Genomic DNA, 17,255 nt, shown 5'->3' on the forward strand with positions numbered 1-17,255 from the left:
GGGCCGGCGGGGTGCGGGCGGGGCCGGCCGGGGCTGCGGGTCAGCGGCCGAGCAGCCCCTGGGCGGCGGCCCGGTTGACGTTGGTCAGCCCGCGGACCAGCTGCGTGGTGAGGAAGACCAGCAGCACCCCGAGGAGCGAGAGCGCGGCGATCTGCCAGGGCGCCTGGATCTCGTACACGTGCCGGATGCCGTCGCTGTCCTCGAAGTCGAACAGCCGGTACCCGTTCCAGGGGGTGTAGGCGCGGAAGATCCAGTGGTACAGCGGGTACAGCGTCAGGGCCCAGCCGAGCACCAGGAACACCAGCGTCACCGTGAAGCTGAAGATCGCCCAGGGGAACATCACCACCTGGTACAGCACGGCCTTCCAGCCTGCCCCGTCCGCCAGCCGCGCGGTGATCGCGCCCCAGTTGCCCGGGCGGACCTGGCGCACCGGCGCCGGGCCGGGGACGTCCAGCGCCAGCATGTTGCGCACCCGGGCCCGCTCCAGCCGGCCGAAGCCGCGGGCGAGGCCGGTCAGGGCGCCCAGCACGGGCAGGCCGAGGACGGTGACGAAGGTGCCGAGGCCGAAGCAGAACATGACGATCGAGGCGGCGAACCCGGCGATCGCCACCGGCAGGCCGCTGAGCGCGTACCCGACCTCGCGGTAGTAGTAGCCCGAGAACGGCGTCCGCCACAGCGCCGGCCGCCGCTCGGTCCGGCGGGCCCGGCCGGGCCGCGGGTCGTCACCGTGACCGCCCAGGACGTCCCACTCCCGGTCCTCCGTGCTGCGGCTGCTGCTCATGCTCCCGGCCCCCGGCCCCTCGTACTGTCGGTCGTTCGTCCTGCTGACGGGGTCCAGTCTGGTGGACCGGCCGGTCGGCGGGGATCCGGGGGCCTGGCGGATCCGGGGTGGGGTTAACCCCCCTCCCCCGGGACGGCCGGGCCGGGCCACTCGTCGGCGAGCAGCGAGTAGAGGTACGAGTCGGACCAGGTGCCGTCCTTGAACGTGTCCTGCCGCAGCCGCCCCTCCGGCCGGAAGCCCAGCCCGGTGAGCACCCGGACGGAGGCCGCGTTGGCCACCGCGACCCGGGCGGTCAGCCGGTGCAGGTCCAGGGCGCCGAAGGCGAGGCCGCAGAGCAGGCCGACGGTCTCGCGGGCGTAACCGCGGCCCCAGGAGCCGCGGGCCAGCACGCACCCGATCCCGGCGGCGCGGTGTCCTTCGAGGGTGAGCGAGGCCTGCCCGATCGGCGTCGCGTCGTCCGGCTCCCCGGCGTCGGCGAGCCTGGTGACGGCGAGCCGGTAGGTGTCCCGCTCCTCGGCCATCGCCTCCTCCAGGTACAGCTCGATCTGGTCGGCGCAGTCCTCCCGGCCGCTCGGCCCGAAGGGCAGGTGGCGGGTGACCTCCGGGTCGCCGAACAGCGCGTGCAGCGCGTCCACGTCCTCCTCGGTGTGGTGGTACTCGCGGACGGCCAGTCGCGGGCCGGTGAGTCGTACGGGGACCATGGCTGCCGACCCTATCCCTGCCCGGCGGCTACCGTTCGGACTATGAACGACGAAGACCTGCGGCTCGCCCCGCGCACCAAGGCCGCCGACCTGCTCGCCTGGGCGGCCGAGCAGGGCCGCGCGCCGGTGGCCGAGGGGCCGCTGCGCGCGGTGCTGGCGCTGCTGGAGCTGGGCGAGGGCAGGATGCACGACGGCTGGCCCGAACTGACCTCCGGCGCGGTGGAGCACCTGCTGTACGAGCGCCTCCACCTGTACGTCCAACCCGCGCCCGAGGAGGACCCGCTCGCCTACGGCGACGCCGTCCGGCTGCTGGTCGACCACCAGCGGGCGGCCCGGCGGCTGAACGCCAAGCGCCAGGAGCGGCTGCACGCGGAGGCCGAGTGGCAGGGCGAGGTCGCGGCCGGGCTGCTGCGCCGCGCCGACCTGGTGACCTGGCCCCGGCTGTACGCGCTGCTGCTGCACGCGTACGGGGTGGACGTGACGGACGGGGCGGCGGTGCGGGACTGGCTGGCCGGCTTCGGGGAGCTCCCGGAGGAGGAGCGGCTGGCCGCGTTCGAGGCGCTGGCTCCGGCCGGCTGGCTGGACGAGCCGGACGAGCAGGGCTGGGGCCCGGGCCGGGTGCTGTCGGTCGGCATGGCCACGGACGGCGCGCGGCGGCTGCTGGAGCAGGGCCTGATGCGGCGCAGCTACCGCAACCTGGCCGAGCTGACCGCGCTGGGCCGGCCGATGCCGGACGAACTGGCCGGGGACTTCGGGCGGTTCGAGGAGGCGGCGGTCGACGCGGCGCTCGACCTGCTCGGCGGGTGGACGGTGCCGGGGCTGCCGCGGCTGCTGGTGACGGAGTTCCCGGAGCTGGCGCCGGAGCCCGGCCCGGAGGAGATCGAGGCGTACCTGGCGCAGCTGCCCGCCGAGGAGTGAGTGGCCGCGCGGGAAGCCCCCGGGCCGGTGCCGCGGCTCCGGCCCGGGGGCTTCCGCGGGTGCGTCAGGGGTTGAGGCCGCGCTGCTGGAGCCAGGGCTCCGGGTCGACCGGGGCACCGCCGCCGGGGCGGACCTCCATGTGCAGGTGCGGGCCGGTGACGTTGCCGGTCGCGCCGACCTTGCCGATCTGCTGGCCGGCGGCGACCTTGCCGGAGCCCTTGGTGATCGCGGAGAGGTGGCAGTACCAGATCTCGGTGCCGTCGGGCAGGGTCTCGACGATCCGGTAGCCGTACGAGCCGGCCCAGCCGGCCGAGGTGATGGTGCCCTGGCCGAGCGCGTGGACCGGGGTGCCGGTGTCGGCGGCGAAGTCCAGGCCGGTGTGCAGGTTGGCCCAGTAGCGGGCGCTCTGTCCGTAGTGGGCGGAGAGCCGGTAGTCGTCCACGGGGAGGACGAGCGCGGCGGCCTTGGCCCGTTCGGCCTCCTCGGCGGCGCGCTTGGCCTCGGCCTCCTTGGCGGCGGCCTTGGCCTCGGCCTCCTGCGCGGCCTGGAGCCGGGCGGTCTCCTCGGCGGCGGTGCGCTGGCTGTCGGCCTGGCTCTGGATGCGGGCGGCGAGCGCGAGGCCGGGGTCCGCGGAGAGGGCGAGCGGGGTCTCGTCCGGGGCCTCGATGGCGGGGGCGGCGGCCGGGGTCGCCGAGGCGAAGCCGGTGGCGCCCAGGGTGGCGGCCACGGCGGTGACGCCGAGCAGCGGGGAGGCTCCGCGGGTCTGACGCGGCATCCGGTGGCGGTTGGTCTCGGCCTCCGCGGCGAAGTCGTCCGGGCCGAAGGGCTCGGGTCCGTCCGTGCCGGGGTGGTCGAGGAGCTGGGTACCGGCTGCGGGGCCGGCCGGGTGTGCCGGGGTGTGCGTCGACGCCACGGAGACGCGCTCCTTTCCTTCCTTCGCGCCTACCGGGTTAGCTGACGGGTTCGGAGCAGGAAGGTCTCCTACGGCCGGGCCGGAGCCCCGCCGATTCACCCCAAGGAACGTGGTTCCCCGGCTCCCTGACCTGCCCGGAGGCCGGTCGTCGGGATTAGGCGACGGCGCACGGTGCCGTCTGGTTACGGCGTTGACAACCGCGCTGCGTTATCAAACGTTAATCCTAGGAGGCTCTGATTCCAAGCCATCCGTTCGGAGCAGCCTGCGGACAGATGATCGGACGTCAACGAACGGCCCCTCATGCACGGCCCCATCTGAGTACCCATACTCATGTGCGGTCCGATCCGACGGCCGCATCCTGACGCCATGAGCGCACCGATGCAGAGCCGCACCACGTCCGCGTACTACATCCAGTCCGTCCTGTCCTTCGCCCTGTCGGGCACCGCACTCGCCGCCGGGATCGCCTACCTGCCGGTCGGCGGGTGGACCCGGGCCTTCCTGGGGATCGGACTCCTCTACACCGTCACCTCCGCGTTCACGCTGGCGAAGGTGATCCGGGACCGGCAGGAGTCGAACGAGATGGTCACCCGGGTGGACCAGGCCCGGCTGGAGAAGCTGCTCAGCGAGCACGACCCGTTCAAGGTCGAGGGGGTCTGACCGCTCCGCGCCCCGCACCGCACCGCCCCCTCCTCCCGCGCCCCCTCCTCGCCCCGTCCACTCCTCCCCCGTCCACTCCTCCCGCGCCCCTTCCTCGCCCCGTCCGCTCCGGTGCGCCGCCGACCGTTTGACGGCTAAGGCTATTAGCCTTAGCTTTATGGCTATCGGCGGCACCGCCGATGCCCCGCACCGGCGGCCCGAGGAGGACCCCGTGAACGGCACCACCACCCCGACCACCCAGTACCTGACCGTCCCCGGAGGCCGGATCGCCTTCGACGACACCCGGCACGGCGAGGGCACCCCCGTGGTCCTGCTGCCGGGCATGCTCGACAGCCGGGCCGCGTACCGGCACCTGCGCCCACTGCTCACCGCCGCCGGCCACCGGGTCGTCACCATGGACCTGCGGGGCTTCGGCGAGTCCTCGATCGCCTGGGACGACTACGGCCCGGCCGCCATCGCCGGCGACGTCCTCGCCCTGCTCGACCACCTCGGCATCGAGCGCGCCGTCCTCGCCGGGAACTCCTACACCGGGGCGACCGTCGTCAGGGCCGCCGGGGACGCGCCCGAGCGGGTCGCCGGGATCGTCCTGATCGACGCCTTCGTCGAGAACCCGCCGCCGGGCGCCCTGATGCGCGGCGCCATGGGCCTGCTGGGCGCGGCCCTCGTGCACTGGCCGGCCTCCTGGGGCTTCTACCTGCGCCGGATGGCCTTCCCCGGCGCCAAGCCCGCCGACTTCGACGCGTACGTGGACGGGCTGGTCGCCGCGCTGCGCACCCCGGGGCGCAAGGCGGCCACCCGCGGGTACGTCCACGGCGACTCGGCGCCGGTCGGCTGGACGGCCGCGGTGCGGTGCCCGGCGCTGGTCGTCATGGGCGACAAGGACCCCGACTTCCCGAAGCCGGAGCTGGTCGCCGACCGGCAGGCCGCCGCACTCGGCGCCCGGAAGGCGATGATCGAGGGGTCCGGGCACTACCCGATGGCCGACAACCCGGCGGCCACCGCGGACGCCCTGCTGCCGTTCCTCGCCGAACTCGGCTGAGCCCGCGGGCCCCTGCCCGGCCGCACCCCGCCCGACCCGTCCGCCCGACCCCATCCGTACGGAGAGCCCGAACCCATGCCCCGCGTAGGACTGACCCCCGACCAGGTCGTCGACCACGCCCTCACCCTCATCGACGAGCAGGGCCCCGAGGCCCTCACCCTGGCGGCCGTCGCCGCCCGGGCCGGGGTCGCCACCCCCTCGCTGTACAAGCACGTCAGCGGCGGCCTCGCCGAACTGCGGCGGCTGATCGCCGTCCGGGTCACCGGGGACCTGGCCGACCGGCTCGCCGAGGCGGCCGTCGGGCGCGGCGGAGACGACGCCGTGGCCGCGGTGCTGCGCGCCTACCACGCGTACGCCACCGAGCACCCGCACCGCTACAACGCCCTGCCCCAGGCCCCGCAGCCCGACGACGACCTGGCCCGGGCGGCCGCCCGGCTGGTCGGCGTGATCATCGCGGTGCTGCGGGAGTACGGCCTCGACGGCTCCGAGGCGATCCACGCCGCCCGCACCGTCCGCTCCCTGGCGCACGGCTTCGCCTCCCTGACCGCCGCCGGGGCCTTCCAGCTCGCCGAGGACCTCACCACCACCCACGACCGCCTCGTCGCCACCCTCACCACGGGCCTCCGCGCCTGGCCCGCCCAGGACGTGCCCCGCTGAGGGGCCCGGCCCGCTCAGGGCGTGTGGCGCCGTCCGGGTACCCCTGCACCGAAAGGCGTCCCTTTCGTAACACCCTGCGCACAGGCCCCACACATCACAGAACGGGATCCGGCCACCCGGCTCGATCCCGACGCTTCGAACCGGCACCGGCCAGGAGGGTCGGATGCCTCGTCAGGCGGTGGGATCGGGGTCGAACGAGTGCCGATTGACGCCGAATTGACTCGATATTGACGAGATCCGGTCACTTGGCGAGATCCGTTCACACCTTCGTAGGATCATCACCCTAGAATTCGCGGCGTGACGATGACTCAGTGGTCCGTAACGGCAACCGGCGTGCTCGCCGTCCTCGCCCTCGTGGCCGCCGCGCGGTTCCACGCCGTGTCCGTCACCCAGCGCCGCCGCGCCGACCGGCTGCGCGGCGAACTCGCGGCCGTCCAGGACCAGCTGGCCACCGAGCTCTCCCGCCGCGGCGCCGAACTCGCCGCCGTCCAGCAGGAGCACGAGCACACCGCCTCCACCCAGCGGGCCTTCCTCAGCGTCGCCCGCCGGATCCTGGTGATGGCCCACGACCAGCAGGCGCTGCTCGACGAGATGGAGCGCACCCACGACGACCCGGCGCTGCTGGAGGGCCTGCTCAAGGCCGACCACGCGGCCGCCCAACAGGCCCGCCTGGCCCAGACCCTGGCCGTGCTGTGCGGCGCGCGGGCCGGCCGGCACTGGCCTGAACCGGTCTCCCTGGAGGACGTCGTCCGCGGCGCCCAGTCGCGCATCCTGCCGTTCCAGCGCGTGGTGGTGCGCAGCCGCACCGAGACCGCGGTGGTCGGTGCCGCCGCCGAGGCGCTGATCCACGCGATCGCCGAGCTGCTGGACAACGCCACCCGCTACTCCCCGCCCAGCACCCAGGTGTTCGTCACCCTGATGCCGGTGCACAACGGCGCCGTCATCGAGATCGACGACGGCGGGGTCGGCATGCCGGAACAGGCCGTCGCCAAGGCCGCCGCCGCCCTGGCCGGCGGCAGCACCCTGGAGGTCTCCCGGCTGGGCGAGGTGCCGCAGCTGGGCCTGGCCGCGGTCGGCCGGCTCGCCGAGCAGTACGGATTCCGGGTCACGCTCAGCTCGGCGCCCTCGCCGTACGGCGGTGTGCGCGTGGTCTTGCTGCTGCCGAACGCGCTGCTCACCGAGCCGCTGCCGCCCACCGTCCCCGGCCTCGGGCCGGACGACCGGGCGTTCAGCCCCGGACCCCGGCCGGCCTCTCCCGCCGGCCACCCCCTGGTGGAGACCCCGCCACCCGGCCGGCACGCCGCCACCGGTGACACCCCTCCCCCGCTGCCCCGCCGGAGCCACCGGCGCGGCCGCACGGGCCGCCCGGCCCAGCACGCCGCTCCCCCACCGCCGCCCGCGCCGCCGTACCGCTCGGCCCGGGACGCACAGGCGTTCATGGCGATGTTCCAGGCCGGGACCGCCAGCGGCCGTTCCGCCGTCCGGGCCCAGGCCCAGTCCAGTCCTTCCCTGCCCGCTTCCCCCCGACTTCCCCAGCGCTCCGGAGAGTTCCATGACCACCACCCCTGATCTCGGCTGGCTGCTCGCCGACATCATCGCCGTCCCGCAGGTCCAGCACGCCGTCGTCGTCTCCAACGACGGCCTGGAGATCGGCCGCAGCGAGGGCATCGCCCGCGACGACGCCGAACGGCTCGCCGCCGCCTGCTCCGGACTGCAGTCGCTGGCCCGCGGCGTCGCGACGGGCTTCGGCGGACCGGGCAGCGCCACCCGCCAGATCATCATCGAGTACGGCGGCGGCTACCTCTTCGTCGTCGCCGCCGGGGTCGGCGCCCACCTGGCCGTGGTGGCCGGCGAGGCCGTCGACGCCGGCCTGGTCGCCTACCAGATGCAGGTCCTGGTCGAACGGATCGGCACCCACCTCACCAGCCCGCCGCGCGTCGACCACGCGGCGGGGGGCCACCGGTGAGCGGCCCGGTCCGGCCGTACGTCATCACCGGGGGGCGCAGCCGCCCCACCCGGGCCGAGCTGGCCGTGGAGAGCCTGGTCAGCGCCGTGCCCGGACCATTAGGGCTGCCCGAGCCGCCGGAACTGCCCGAGCACGAGCTGCTGAACCGCGAGCACCGGCGCATCCTCGACCTCTGCCACAGCCTGCTGTCCATCGCCGAGGTCGCGGCCCACCTGGGGCTGCCGCTCGGCGTCGTCAAGGTGCTGGTCGGAGACCTGTGGGACCTCGGCGCCGTCCAGGTGCTCCCGCCCGTCCCGCAGGCCGAACGCCTGCCCGCCACCCTCCTGGAGGAGGTGCTCGTTGGCCTCCGCCAACTCCGCTGAAGCCGTGCCCGACGAAGCCGTTCCCGACGCCACCGCGACCGGCGGGGCCACGACCGGCGCCGCCGGGTCCGCCGACGGGCCGCAGTACCTGCCCTCGTCGGTGCAGGGCGCGGTCAAGATCCTGGTCACCGGTCCGTTCGGGGTCGGCAAGACCACCCTGGTCGGCTCGCTGAGCGAGATCGCCCCGCTGCGCACCGAGGAGACGATGACCGCCGCCAGCGCGGGCGTCGACGACCTCACCGGCCGCGCCGGCAAGACCACCACCACGGTGGCGCTGGACTTCGGCCGGATCACGCTCAACTCGCGGCTCGCGCTGTACCTGTTCGGCACACCCGGCCAGCAGCGGTTCTGGCCGCTCTGGGACGACCTGTCGCGCGGTGCGCTCGGCGCCATCGCCATGGTCGACCTGCGCCGCCCGGACGAGAGCTTCGACGTGCTCGGCCGGCTGGAGGAGCAGCGCATCCCGTTCGCGGTCGCCGTCAACACCTTCCCGGACACCCCGAGTTATCCGGAGGAGGAGCTGCGGGCGGCGCTGGACCTGCTGCCGGAGGTGCCGATCCTGCACTGCGACGCACGCGACCGCCGACAGTCCTACGACCTGCTGATCGACTTCGTCGACCACCTCCACCGCAGCTCGATCCTGGAGCTCCAGGGATGACCGCACCCGAACCCCCGGTGGCTCCCGGAGCCTCCGGGGCTCCCGGCTGTCCCGTCGCCCACGGCGGCGGCCGGCCCGGCACCGTCCCCGGCGGGCTGCCCGTGGGCGTGCCGCTGACCCCGCTGTACGGCCCGGCCGTCGCCGAGGACCCGCACGGCCTGTACGCCCGGCTGCGCGAGCGCTACGGGCAGGTCGCGCCGATCGAGCTGGAGCCCGGGGTCGAGGCCTGGCTCGTCCTCGGCTACGCCGAACTGCTCGAACTCACCCGCAACGAGGCGCTGTTCTCCAAGGACTCGCGGCGCTGGCGGGTGCCCGCCGAGGGCCGGCTGGCCACCGACTCGCGGCTCCAGCCGATGACCTCCTGGCGCCCCACCCTGCTCAACCTGGACGGCGCCGAGCACCAGCGGCTGCGCACCGCCGTCGCCGACACCCTCGCCCAGATCGACCACCGCCAGCTGCGCGGCACCACCGAGGCCGCCGCCAACGGCCTGATCGACAGCTGGGGCCCGGACGGCACCGCCGACCTGGTCGCCCAGTACGCCCGCCGGCTCCCGCTGCTGGTCTTCACCCAGCTGCTCGGCCTGCCCGCCGACGCCGGCCCGCACCTCATCCGGCTGATCAACGACATCTCCGACAGCAGCGCCGAATCGGTGCGCGCCAACCAGGAGTTCCACGCCGTCCTGGTCGACCTGGTGCGGCGACGCCGGGCCGAGCCCAGCGCCGACCTCACCTCCTGGCTGCTGGCCCACCCCGCCGCGCTGACCGACGAGGAGGCGGTGCACCACCTGGTGGTGATGATGGTCGCGGGGAACGAGACCACCATCTGCTGGACCGGCAACACCCTGCGGCTGCTGCTCACGGACCGGCGCTTCCGGGCCACCCTCACCGGCGGGCGGCTGACCGTCTCCGACGCGCTGGAGGAGGTGCTCTGGCGCGATCCGCCGACGCAGAACTTCCCCGGCCGCTGGGCCACCGGCGACACCGTCCTCGGCGGCCAGTACATCAGCGCCGGCGACCTGCTCGTCCTCGGTCTGGCCGCGGCCAACGCCGACCCGGCCGCGCAGGGCGTCTCGACCGCCGCCCAGGGCTCGCTCGGCGGCAACCGGGCCCACCTCGCCTGGGGCGCGGGCCGGCACGTCTGCCCGGCCCAGCACCCGGCCCGGATCATCGTCGAGACCGCCGTCGAGACCCTGCTGCACCGCCTGCCGGACCTCCAACTCGCTGTTCCCGCAGGCGAGTTGACCTGGCGTCCGTCCCCGTGGTCGCGGGCCCTGAACGCCCTCCCGGTGCTCTACAGCGCCTTCACCCCGCCCCGCCCGCCAGCCCCCGAGAGGCCCGCATGGACACCACCGCAGACTCCGGAAACCGCGCCGAACCCGTCAGACTCGACCCCTTCGGCCGGGACCAGCACGCCGAGAACGCCCGACTCCGCGCGGCCGGCCCCGCGGTCCTGGTGGAACTCCCTGGCGGGGTGGTGGTCTGGGCGATAACCCACCACGACACCCTCCAGTCGCTGCTCGCCGACCCCCGGGTCGGCAAGGACGCCCGGCTGTGGACCACCTTCCGGGAAGGGCGGCTGCCGGAGGGCTGGCCGCTGCTCAACTTCGTGACCGTCCCCGGCATGGTCACCGCCGACGGCGAGGACCACCGGCGGCTGCGCGGACTGGTCTCGCAGGCCTTCACCCCGCGCCGGATCGCCGCCCTGGCCCCCGCCATCGAGGCCCGGACGACCGCGCTGCTGGACCGGGTCGCCACGCTGGAGGGCGAGTTCGACCTCCGGGAGCACTTCGCCTACCCGCTGCCGATGCAGGTGATCGGCGAGCTGCTCGGCCTCGCGCCGGAGCAGCAGCACGAGCTGCACGAGCTCTCCGACACCCTGGTCTCCAGCTCGGCCACCCCGGAGGCGGCCGTCGCCGCGCAGCGGAGCCTCTACGCGCTGCTGGCCTCGGTGGTGGCGGCCAAGCGGGCCGAGCCCGGCGACGACCTCACCACCGACCTGATCGCCGTCCGCGAGGCCGACCGCCCCCTCGACCGGCAGCGGCTCAGCGAGGCCGAACTGGTCGGCACCCTGCTGCTGATGCTGGTCGCCGGGCACGAGACCACGCTCAACCTGATCACCAACGCCGTTCGCGCCCTGCTCGCCCACCCGGACCAGCTGCGGCTCGTCCTGGACGGGGAGCAGCCGTGGTCGGCGGTGGTCGAGGAGACGCTGCGCCACGACTCCCCGGTCGGGCAGTTCCCGCTGCGCTACGCCACCGAGGACATCGCGGTCGGCGACGTGGTGATCCGGCGCGGCGAGGCGATGCTGGCCTCGTACGCGGCGGCCGGGCGGGACTCCGGGCACCACCCGGACGCGGACCGCTTCGACCTCACCCGGCAGCCCGCCAAGCACCTGTCGCTCGGTCACGGCCCGCACTTCTGCCTCGGCTCCGGACTCGCCCGGCTGGAGGCCGAGACGGCGCTGCGCCACCTGTTCACCCGCTTCCCCGGGCTGGCCCCGGCGGAGGGCCGGGCGAACGAGCCGATCGCCTCGTTCGTCAGCAACAGCGTGCGCACCCTGTGGGTGACGGTCTGAGCCGACCGGTTACCTGAGGGCGGTCCGGGTCGTTCGGCAGGGCATGAAGAAACTCGCCACCCTGGCCGCCCTCACCATGGCGGGCCTCGCCCTCGCCGTCCCGGCGGCCTCCGCCACCACCCAGACCGCCGCCTCGCCGGACGCCACCGGCGGGCTCACCGACGGGCTCGAAGTCTCCCCCGCCGACCTCGCCCTGCGGACCGTGGGCAAGCTCCCGCTGGTCGGCAAGCCCGCCAACGAGATCGAGGCGATCGGGACCGGCCAGATGAGCCACCCGGGGCTCAGCGGGCAGATCCTTAACTGACCGGCCGGTCCCGGGCCGGTCCGGTGACCGGCCCGCGGTCGGCCGGCCGACCCCCCGAACGGCCGGCCGCCCGCGGCACTTCGGCCCAATGCGCCCCGGCCCACCGCACCCCGGCCCACGGGGTCGGCCGGCGGCACGGTCCGCGATCGGCCGGCGCTCAGCCCGCGGACAGCCGGTTGAGTTCCGGGTAGCTCAGGCCCTCGGCGAGCGCGGTGAACGTCCCACGGCCGTACACCTCCTCGGCGGCCCGGCGGACCGCCGCGTACGCCACCTCGGCCAGGCCCGGGCCCAGGCTGATCCGGGCCACCCCGAGCTTCGCCAGCTCGGCGACGGCCGGGGCGCCGGGCCCGGCCAGCACGTTCAACGGCGCCGGGACGGCCGCGACCAGGGCGGCGATGGTCTCCGGGTCGGACACCCCGGGGACGAACACCCCGTCCGCGCCCGCCTCGACGTACGCCCTCAGCCGCCGGACCGCGTCGTCCAGTCGGCCCTCCGGCGCGCCGGTCCCGCGCAGGAACACGTCGGTGCGGGCGTTGACGAAGAGCGGCACGCCGGCCGCGTCCGCCGCGGCCCGGGCGGCCGCGATCCGCTCCGCGGCCTCCTCCTCGGGCCGGCCCTCGTCCTCCAGGTTCACCCCGACGGCGCCGGTGGCGAGCAGCCCGGCGACCGTCCCGCCGACCCCGGCGGCGGTGTCCGCGTAGCCGTTCTCCAGGTCGGCGGTCACCGGCAGGTCGACGGCCCGGACCACCTGGGCGGTCCGGGCCAGCACCTGCTCGGGGTCGGCGCCGCCGCCGTCCGCGCTGCCGAGCGACCAGGACACGCTCGCGCTGGCCGTCGCCACCGCCCGCGCCCCGGCGGCGGCGACCAGCCGGGCGCTCGGCACGTCCCAGGCGTTCGCGAGCACCAGCGGCTCCCCCGGGCGGTGCAGCTCCCCCAGCAGCCGGGCCCTCTCCCGCTGGGCACTCCGGTCGACGGCGCTCACTTGGCGGCCGGGCTCATGCGGGTGGAGATGCTCAGCCGGTTCCAGACGTTGATCGTGGCGATCAGCGCGATGAGCTGGGCCAGCTCGGTCTCGTCGAACAGCGCGGCGGCCTCCGCGTAGACGGCGTCCGGCACGTGGCCCTGGGTCACCAGGGTGATCGACTCGGTGAGGGCCAGGGCGGCGCGCTCGCGGGCGGTGAACCACGGGGTCTCGCGCCAGGCCGGCAGGGAGAGCAGCCGGTGGTCCTGCTCGCCGAGCTTGCCGGCGTCGGTGGAGTGCATGTCGATGCAGAAGGCGCAGCCGTTGATCATCGAGGCGTGCACCTTGACCAGGTGGGCGAGCTTCGGGTCGATGCCCTTCCGGGAGGCCCGCTCCACCGCGATCATCGCCTCGTAGTACTCGGGGGCCAGCTTGAACATCTCCAGGCGCTGCTCGGGGGCGGGCACCGGGCCCTCGTGCGCGCGCGTCGTTCCGGCCGTCGTCGTCTCGTTCGTCGTCATGGCCGCCAGCCTAGGAGCGCGGAGGCCCACCGTCCTGGTGCGTTCGGCCGTCCGTTCCTTGGGCCACTTCCGGCGTGCGAACAGCCGTGCGAGGATCGCCGGCAGGAGATCGTCGACAACGAGGTCAGGGGGCCCGGTCGTGTGCACGGCCTTCGTCAGCGTCGAGCCGGGAGCGGCCGTCCCGGTGCTGCTGCTGTCCGTCCGGGACGAGTACCTGGGCCGGGCCTGGCTGCCGCCGGACCACCACTGGCCGGACCGGCCCGAACTGCTCGGCGGACTGGACCTCGCGGCCGGCGGCACCTGGCTGGCCGTCGACCCCCACCGGCGCACCGCCGCCTGCCTGCTGAACGGCTTCGGCCCGCTCGCCCCCGCCGACGCCCGGCGCACCCGCGGCCGGCTGCCGCTCACCGCCGTCCGGGAGGACGGGATCGGCCATCTCGACCTCACCCCGTACGACCCGTTCCACCTCGTCCTGGTCCGGGCCGACGGCGCCCGGGTTTCCAGTTGGGACGGCGGACGGCTGGAGGAGCGCGAACTGCCCGCCGGCCTGAGCGTGGTGCTCAACGACGGGCTGGAGGGCCTGGCCGCCGGCCGGACCACCTCCGAGCGGATCCGTGCCCTGATGGCCGCGCGGGCCGCCCACTTCCGGGCCCGCCTCACCGCCGAACCCCGGCCCGAGCCGACCGCCGCGGGGCCGGTCGCCGCGGCCTGGGGCGGCTGGCTGCCGATCGTCACCGGGGACGGCCTGGCGCCGGACGCGGACGCCGCGCTGGTCCAGCGGCGGGACTTCGGCGACGGGCGGATCTGGGGCTCCTCGTCGATCTCGCTGCTCGCGCTCGGACCGGACCTGCTCCGCTACGACTTCGCGGCCGCGCCGGTGGCCGCGGACGGGTCGGGGTGGCGGCGGGTGGCCACGGACTGACCGGCGCCCCTCGGCGCCCCCGTCGCGCACGCGCCGGTGCGCACCGGGTCGGGGAAAAGGACTTGCACCTGACGCTGCGGGAGGCGGCACCGTGGCACGGGTCGAGCCCGAAGGAGACCCGCCGTGCCCCGTCCCGACCCCGTCCACCGCCCCCGCCGCCTGCTCGCCGTGCTGACCGTCGCCCTGCCGCTGGCGGGCACGCCGGCCGCGGTGGCCGCCCTCGCCCTGTTCGGCGACGCGGCGCACCGGGCCGTCCCCTCCCTCCTGGCCACCGTGGCGGCGGCGCTGCTCGCACACCTGGGCCCCGGTGTCCCGCAGCCGTACGGTCGGTGAACTTCCGACGGTGTCGTTGACGAACGTCTACATCCGTGTAGTAGCTTCGCGAGGGCCCCGGCCCCGGCCGGCCACCGATCCCCGAGCGAAGGTGCGCGATGTCGACCCTGACCTACCCGGAAGCGATAGGCGTCGGCCTGCTCCAGGGCGTGACGGAACTCTTCCCGGTCTCCAGCCTCGGACACAGCATCCTGCTGCCCGCGCTGATCGGCGGGAAGGTCCAGCACGACCTCGACATGACCGCCGAGGGCTCCTCGTACCTCGCCGCCCTGGTCGCCCTGCACCTGGCCACCGCGCTCGCGCTGGTGGTCTACTTCCGCAAGGACTGGGTGCGGGTCGCCGAAGGGCTGTTCGGCTCGATCCGGCACCGTCGGGTCGAGACCCGCAACGAGAAGCTCGCCTGGCTGCTCGTCCTCTCCACCATCCCGGTCGGCGTGGCCGGCCTCGCCCTGGAGAAGGCCCTGCGCAACGCGCTCGGCAAGCCCGTCCCGGCTGCGGTCTTCCTCGCCCTCAACGGACTCGTGCTGCTCGGCGCCGAGCGGCTCAAGCGCGGTGGCACCGGCCGCCGCCGGGCCGGACACGCCGCCCCCGCCGACGAGCCCGGCCCGGACCCGGCGATCGCCTCCGACCAGCGGCTGACCGGGCTCGGCTACGGCCGGGGCGCCTGGATCGGCGCCGCGCAGATCCTCGCGCTGTTCCCCGGCATCAGCCGCTCCGGCGTCACCATGAGCGCCGGCATCCTGCGCGGACTGCACCACGAGGACGCCGCCCGGTTCTCCTTCCTGCTCGCCACCCCGGTGATCCTGGCCGCCTCGGTGCTGAAGGTGCCCGAGCTGTTCAAGCCCGAGAACTCCGGCGTCCTCGGCCCGGTCCTCGCGGGCAGCCTCGCCGCCTTCGTGGCCGGCTACGTCTCGGTGCGCTTCCTCACCAGGTACTTCGAGACCCGCAGCCTGACGCCGTTCGCGCTCTACTGCTTCCTGGCCGGCGTCGGCAGCGCGGTCTACCTGTCGCTCTGAGCCGGTCCGGGGCCGGTGCCGGTGCCCGGCGCCGGCCCCGGGCGGGTCAGGGGGTGAGGCCCAGGGCGGCCAGGCGGGTCGGGTCGGTGAGGATGTCCAGCCCGGTGACGCGGCCGCCGTGGATGGTGAACGACATGACCGACAGCGGGCGGCCCCCGGCGAAGGACACCACGCCGGGCGAGCCGTTGACCAGGACCAGCCGGCCCTCGGCGGCGAAGCGGGCGAAGGCGATCGCCTGCGAGGCGACCTCGGCCGCGCCGCGCCGCAGCACGCTCGGCACCAGCGTGCCGCCGTCCGAACGGGCCACCACCCCGGGGTCGAGCACGGCCAGCAGGGCGTCGAAGTCGCCGCCCCGGGAGGCCGCCAGGAAGGCCTCCACCACCTCGCGCTTGCGGGCGACGTCGGAGTCCGCGGCGGGGGTGGCGCCCTGGACCCGGCGGCGGGCGCGGCTGGCCAGCTGCCGGGTGGCGGCGGAGGTGCGGCCGAGCACCTCGGCGATCGCGTCGAAGGGCACCTCGAACAGGTCGTGCAGCACGAAGGCCACCCGCTCCGCCGGGGAGAGCGTCTCCAGGACCACCATCAGCGCGATCCCGACCGAGTCCGCGACCAGGACCTCGTGCACCGGGTCCAGCGCCGCCGACCCGCCGACCACCGGGTCCGGCAGCCGTACCCGGCCGTCCTGCTCCGGCAGCGGCTGCTCACGGCGGGAGGCGCGGGAGCGCAGCTGGTCCAGGCAGACCCGGCCGACGACGGTGGTGAGCCAGGCCCCGAGGTTGCGCACCTCGCCCGCGTCGCTGCGGTCGAGCCTCAGCCAGGCCTCCTGGACGGCGTCCTCGGCCTCGGCGATCGAGCCGAGCATCCGGTAGGCCACCGCCCGCAGTTGGGGGCGTTCCGCTTCGAAGCGGGCGGCCGGATCGGCCGGCTCCGCACCGGGGTGGGGGGTTTCCTCGCTCACCGTGTCACATCCTCGCGTCGGGATCCGTCGGTCCGGTGACGGACGCTAACCGATGAGGAGGACACCATGACCACCACCCGCACCGCGCGGATGAAGAACCCCGCGATGGTCCTGCCGGACGCCATGGCGGGCATCCGGGGCATCTACCAGGCCGTGTACCGGGGCGGCGTCGACCCGAAGGTCCTGGAGCTGGTGCACCTGCGGGCCAGCCAGATCAACGGGTGCGCCGCCTGCGTGTTCGCGGGCGTCCAGGGCGCGCGGAAGCACGGCGAGACCGACGAGCGGCTGCACGCGGTGGCCGCCTGGCGCGAGGCCCCGTTCTTCACCGACGCGGAGCGCGCCGCCCTCGCCCTCACCGAGGCCGCCACCCGGATCGCCGACCGCTCGGGCCGGGCCGTCCCGGACGACGTCTGGTCCACCGCCACCGGCCACTTCGACGAGGAGCAGCTCTCCGCGATCATCCTGATGATCGGGCTGACCAACCTGTTCAACCGCGTCAACACCACCATCGAGGAGCCCGCCGGCACCACCTGGTGACCCGGCGGCAGGCCCCGGCGGGCCTCCGCCGCGGCCCCGGGGACGAGCCGGGAACGGCCCCGCGGACGAGCCGGGAACGACCCCGGCGACGGCCCCCGGCGGCGGGCGAGAATGGGGGCCGTGAGCACCTCCCGGACCACCACCTGGACCACCTTCGGCGGCGACCTGCACCTGGACCTCACCGAGCGGCGGGCCGCCGGCGCCGGGCTGCGGGCCGCTCTGGAGGACGCGCTGCGCGAGGCCGTCCAGGACGGGCGGCTCGGCCCCGGCACCCGGCTGCCGTCCTCCCGGGCGCTCGGCGAGGACCTCGGGATCGCCCGCAACACCGTGGTCGAGGCGTACGGCCAGCTCACCGCGGAGGGCTGGCTGGACTCCCGGCAGGGCTCCGGCACAGGAACCCTTTTTCTGGGTCTTCATCGTGGTGATGCTCGCAGCCGTCGGAGCGGCCCTCCAAGCCCGCAGGACGAACCTCGCCCTGC

Annotated in this window: 22 protein-coding genes and 1 riboswitch; of the genes, 16 read left to right on the forward strand and 6 right to left on the reverse strand. The window is 75.0% G+C overall.

The genetic code is table 11. The features are described from left to right. Nucleotides 1-40 precede the first annotated feature (40 nt). Both AB0E96_RS25120 and AB0E96_RS25125 read right to left on the reverse strand, forming a co-directional pair. On the reverse strand, nt 41-781 hold the full coding sequence (locus tag AB0E96_RS25120; RefSeq protein WP_359827525.1) for a sensor domain-containing protein: 741 nt from the start codon (nt 779-781) through the stop codon (nt 41-43). Between the two features lie 113 nt (nt 782-894). Further along, complete coding sequence (locus tag AB0E96_RS25125) at nt 895-1,482, reverse strand: GNAT family protein (RefSeq protein WP_359827526.1); 588 nt, start codon at nt 1,480-1,482, stop codon at nt 895-897. Between the two features lie 42 nt (nt 1,483-1,524). Here AB0E96_RS25125 and AB0E96_RS25130 point away from each other — a divergent pair, with 42 nt between their 5' ends. Beyond that, the gene (locus AB0E96_RS25130) at nt 1,525-2,400 is read left to right on the forward strand and encodes a hypothetical protein (RefSeq protein WP_359827528.1); all 876 of its coding nucleotides are present in this window, start codon (nt 1,525-1,527) and stop codon (nt 2,398-2,400) included. A 64-nt stretch (nt 2,401-2,464) separates the two neighbouring features. Here the strand turns inward: AB0E96_RS25130 and AB0E96_RS25135 are convergent, their stop codons facing one another. Next, nucleotides 2,465-3,313 carry a M23 family metallopeptidase gene (locus AB0E96_RS25135; RefSeq protein WP_359827529.1) on the reverse strand — a complete coding sequence of 283 codons (849 nt, stop codon included), beginning with the start codon at nt 3,311-3,313 and terminating at the stop codon, nt 2,465-2,467. Between the two features lie 12 nt (nt 3,314-3,325). Continuing rightward, nucleotides 3,326-3,484: riboswitch (cyclic di-AMP (ydaO/yuaA leader) on the reverse strand. Nucleotides 3,485-3,679: 195 nt separating this feature from the next. Here AB0E96_RS25135 and AB0E96_RS25140 point away from each other — a divergent pair. The 10 genes from AB0E96_RS25140 to AB0E96_RS25185 all read left to right on the forward strand — a co-directional run bounded on the left by AB0E96_RS25140 (nt 3,680) and on the right by AB0E96_RS25185 (nt 11,531). Then, nucleotides 3,680-3,970, forward strand: a complete 291-nt coding sequence (locus tag AB0E96_RS25140) for a YiaA/YiaB family inner membrane protein (RefSeq protein ID WP_359827530.1) — start codon at nt 3,680-3,682, stop codon at nt 3,968-3,970. 211 nt (nt 3,971-4,181) lie between these two features. After that, nucleotides 4,182-5,009: an alpha/beta hydrolase gene (locus AB0E96_RS25145; RefSeq protein WP_359827532.1), complete on the forward strand. Its 828-nt coding sequence runs from the start codon at nt 4,182-4,184 to the stop codon at nt 5,007-5,009. A gap of 75 nt (nt 5,010-5,084) precedes the next feature. Further along, the gene (locus AB0E96_RS25150) at nt 5,085-5,666 is read left to right on the forward strand and encodes a TetR-like C-terminal domain-containing protein (RefSeq protein WP_359827533.1); all 582 of its coding nucleotides are present in this window, start codon (nt 5,085-5,087) and stop codon (nt 5,664-5,666) included. 303 nt (nt 5,667-5,969) lie between these two features. Further along, nucleotides 5,970-7,235: a sensor histidine kinase gene (locus AB0E96_RS25155; RefSeq protein ID WP_359827554.1), complete on the forward strand. Its 1,266-nt coding sequence runs from the start codon at nt 5,970-5,972 to the stop codon at nt 7,233-7,235. Next, on the forward strand, nt 7,219-7,632 hold the full coding sequence (locus AB0E96_RS25160) for a roadblock/LC7 domain-containing protein (protein WP_359827535.1): 414 nt from the start codon (nt 7,219-7,221) through the stop codon (nt 7,630-7,632). The genes AB0E96_RS25155 and AB0E96_RS25160 overlap by 17 nt, the downstream gene beginning before the upstream one ends. Further along, the gene (locus AB0E96_RS25165; protein WP_359827536.1) at nt 7,629-7,994 is read left to right on the forward strand and encodes a DUF742 domain-containing protein; all 366 of its coding nucleotides are present in this window, start codon (nt 7,629-7,631) and stop codon (nt 7,992-7,994) included. The genes AB0E96_RS25160 and AB0E96_RS25165 overlap by 4 nt, the downstream gene beginning before the upstream one ends. 88 nt (nt 7,995-8,082) lie before the next feature. Continuing rightward, a complete protein-coding gene (locus AB0E96_RS25170) occupies nt 8,083-8,652 on the forward strand; it encodes an ATP/GTP-binding protein (protein WP_359827555.1) in 570 nt (189 codons plus the stop codon). Further along, on the forward strand, nt 8,649-10,142 hold the full coding sequence (locus AB0E96_RS25175) for a cytochrome P450 (protein WP_359827538.1): 1,494 nt from the start codon (nt 8,649-8,651) through the stop codon (nt 10,140-10,142). The genes AB0E96_RS25170 and AB0E96_RS25175 overlap by 4 nt, the downstream gene beginning before the upstream one ends. After that, the gene (locus AB0E96_RS25180) at nt 10,106-11,227 is read left to right on the forward strand and encodes a cytochrome P450 (RefSeq protein ID WP_359827540.1); all 1,122 of its coding nucleotides are present in this window, start codon (nt 10,106-10,108) and stop codon (nt 11,225-11,227) included. Before AB0E96_RS25175 ends, AB0E96_RS25180 begins: the two co-directional genes overlap by 37 nt. A gap of 43 nt (nt 11,228-11,270) precedes the next feature. Beyond that, a complete protein-coding gene (locus AB0E96_RS25185) occupies nt 11,271-11,531 on the forward strand; it encodes a hypothetical protein (RefSeq protein ID WP_359827541.1) in 261 nt (86 codons plus the stop codon). Between the two features lie 157 nt (nt 11,532-11,688). On the opposite strand, the gene AB0E96_RS25190 is transcribed toward AB0E96_RS25185, so the two are convergent. Next, nucleotides 11,689-12,513: an isocitrate lyase/phosphoenolpyruvate mutase family protein gene (locus tag AB0E96_RS25190; protein WP_359827543.1), complete on the reverse strand. Its 825-nt coding sequence runs from the start codon at nt 12,511-12,513 to the stop codon at nt 11,689-11,691. After that, complete coding sequence (locus AB0E96_RS25195) at nt 12,510-13,013, reverse strand: carboxymuconolactone decarboxylase family protein (protein ID WP_359827544.1); 504 nt, start codon at nt 13,011-13,013, stop codon at nt 12,510-12,512. Before AB0E96_RS25195 ends, AB0E96_RS25190 begins: the two co-directional genes overlap by 4 nt. A gap of 139 nt (nt 13,014-13,152) precedes the next feature. Here AB0E96_RS25195 and AB0E96_RS25200 point away from each other — a divergent pair, with 139 nt between their 5' ends. The 3 genes from AB0E96_RS25200 to AB0E96_RS25210 all read left to right on the forward strand — a co-directional run bounded on the left by AB0E96_RS25200 (nt 13,153) and on the right by AB0E96_RS25210 (nt 15,284). Beyond that, the gene (locus AB0E96_RS25200) at nt 13,153-13,935 is read left to right on the forward strand and encodes an NRDE family protein (RefSeq protein ID WP_359827545.1); all 783 of its coding nucleotides are present in this window, start codon (nt 13,153-13,155) and stop codon (nt 13,933-13,935) included. 123 nt (nt 13,936-14,058) lie between these two features. Next, on the forward strand, nt 14,059-14,268 hold the full coding sequence (locus AB0E96_RS25205; RefSeq protein WP_359827547.1) for a hypothetical protein: 210 nt from the start codon (nt 14,059-14,061) through the stop codon (nt 14,266-14,268). A 98-nt stretch (nt 14,269-14,366) separates the two neighbouring features. Next, nucleotides 14,367-15,284, forward strand: coding sequence for an undecaprenyl-diphosphate phosphatase (locus AB0E96_RS25210; protein ID WP_359827549.1), 918 nt, complete (start codon nt 14,367-14,369; stop codon nt 15,282-15,284). A gap of 46 nt (nt 15,285-15,330) precedes the next feature. Here AB0E96_RS25210 and sigJ read toward each other — a convergent pair whose 3' ends face one another. Further along, nucleotides 15,331-16,239 (reverse strand): RNA polymerase sigma factor SigJ, encoded by a 909-nt coding sequence (sigJ, locus tag AB0E96_RS25215; RefSeq protein ID WP_359827550.1) that lies wholly within the window; start codon nt 16,237-16,239, stop codon nt 15,331-15,333. A 66-nt stretch (nt 16,240-16,305) separates the two neighbouring features. Here sigJ and AB0E96_RS25220 point away from each other — a divergent pair, with 66 nt between their 5' ends. Together AB0E96_RS25220 and AB0E96_RS25225 are read left to right on the forward strand one after the other, a co-directional pair. After that, entirely contained in the window at nt 16,306-16,776 is a 471-nt protein-coding gene (locus AB0E96_RS25220; RefSeq protein ID WP_359827551.1) for a carboxymuconolactone decarboxylase family protein, read from the forward strand. A 120-nt stretch (nt 16,777-16,896) separates the two neighbouring features. Continuing rightward, nucleotides 16,897-17,255 (forward strand): winged helix-turn-helix domain-containing protein (locus tag AB0E96_RS25225; RefSeq protein WP_359827553.1); only part of this gene is annotated, 359 nt, incomplete at its 3' end.

The organism is Kitasatospora sp. NPDC036755, from assembly GCF_040636595.1.
Classification (GTDB): Bacteria; Actinomycetota; Actinomycetes; order Streptomycetales; family Streptomycetaceae; genus Kitasatospora.

Excerpts from the sequence above, each read along its gene's own strand:
- AB0E96_RS25210 (WP_359827549.1), top strand. The coding sequence starts at position 14,367 with ATGTCGACCCTGACCTACCCGGAAGCGATAGGCGTCGGCCTGCTCCAG.
- AB0E96_RS25130 (WP_359827528.1), top strand. The coding sequence starts at position 1,525 with ATGAACGACGAAGACCTGCGGCTCGCCCCGCGCACCAAGGCCGCCGAC.
- AB0E96_RS25120 (WP_359827525.1), bottom strand. The coding sequence starts at position 781 with ATGAGCAGCAGCCGCAGCACGGAGGACCGGGAGTGGGACGTCCTGGGC.
- AB0E96_RS25155 (WP_359827554.1), top strand. The coding sequence starts at position 5,970 with ATGACTCAGTGGTCCGTAACGGCAACCGGCGTGCTCGCCGTCCTCGCC.
- AB0E96_RS25125 (WP_359827526.1), bottom strand. The coding sequence starts at position 1,482 with ATGGTCCCCGTACGACTCACCGGCCCGCGACTGGCCGTCCGCGAGTAC.
- AB0E96_RS25150 (WP_359827533.1), top strand. The coding sequence starts at position 5,085 with ATGCCCCGCGTAGGACTGACCCCCGACCAGGTCGTCGACCACGCCCTC.
- AB0E96_RS25220 (WP_359827551.1), top strand. The coding sequence starts at position 16,306 with ATGACCACCACCCGCACCGCGCGGATGAAGAACCCCGCGATGGTCCTG.
- AB0E96_RS25140 (WP_359827530.1), top strand. The coding sequence starts at position 3,680 with ATGAGCGCACCGATGCAGAGCCGCACCACGTCCGCGTACTACATCCAG.
- AB0E96_RS25175 (WP_359827538.1), top strand. The coding sequence starts at position 8,649 with ATGACCGCACCCGAACCCCCGGTGGCTCCCGGAGCCTCCGGGGCTCCC.
- AB0E96_RS25160 (WP_359827535.1), top strand. The coding sequence starts at position 7,219 with ATGACCACCACCCCTGATCTCGGCTGGCTGCTCGCCGACATCATCGCC.
- AB0E96_RS25185 (WP_359827541.1), top strand. The coding sequence starts at position 11,271 with ATGAAGAAACTCGCCACCCTGGCCGCCCTCACCATGGCGGGCCTCGCC.
- AB0E96_RS25195 (WP_359827544.1), bottom strand. The coding sequence starts at position 13,013 with ATGACGACGAACGAGACGACGACGGCCGGAACGACGCGCGCGCACGAG.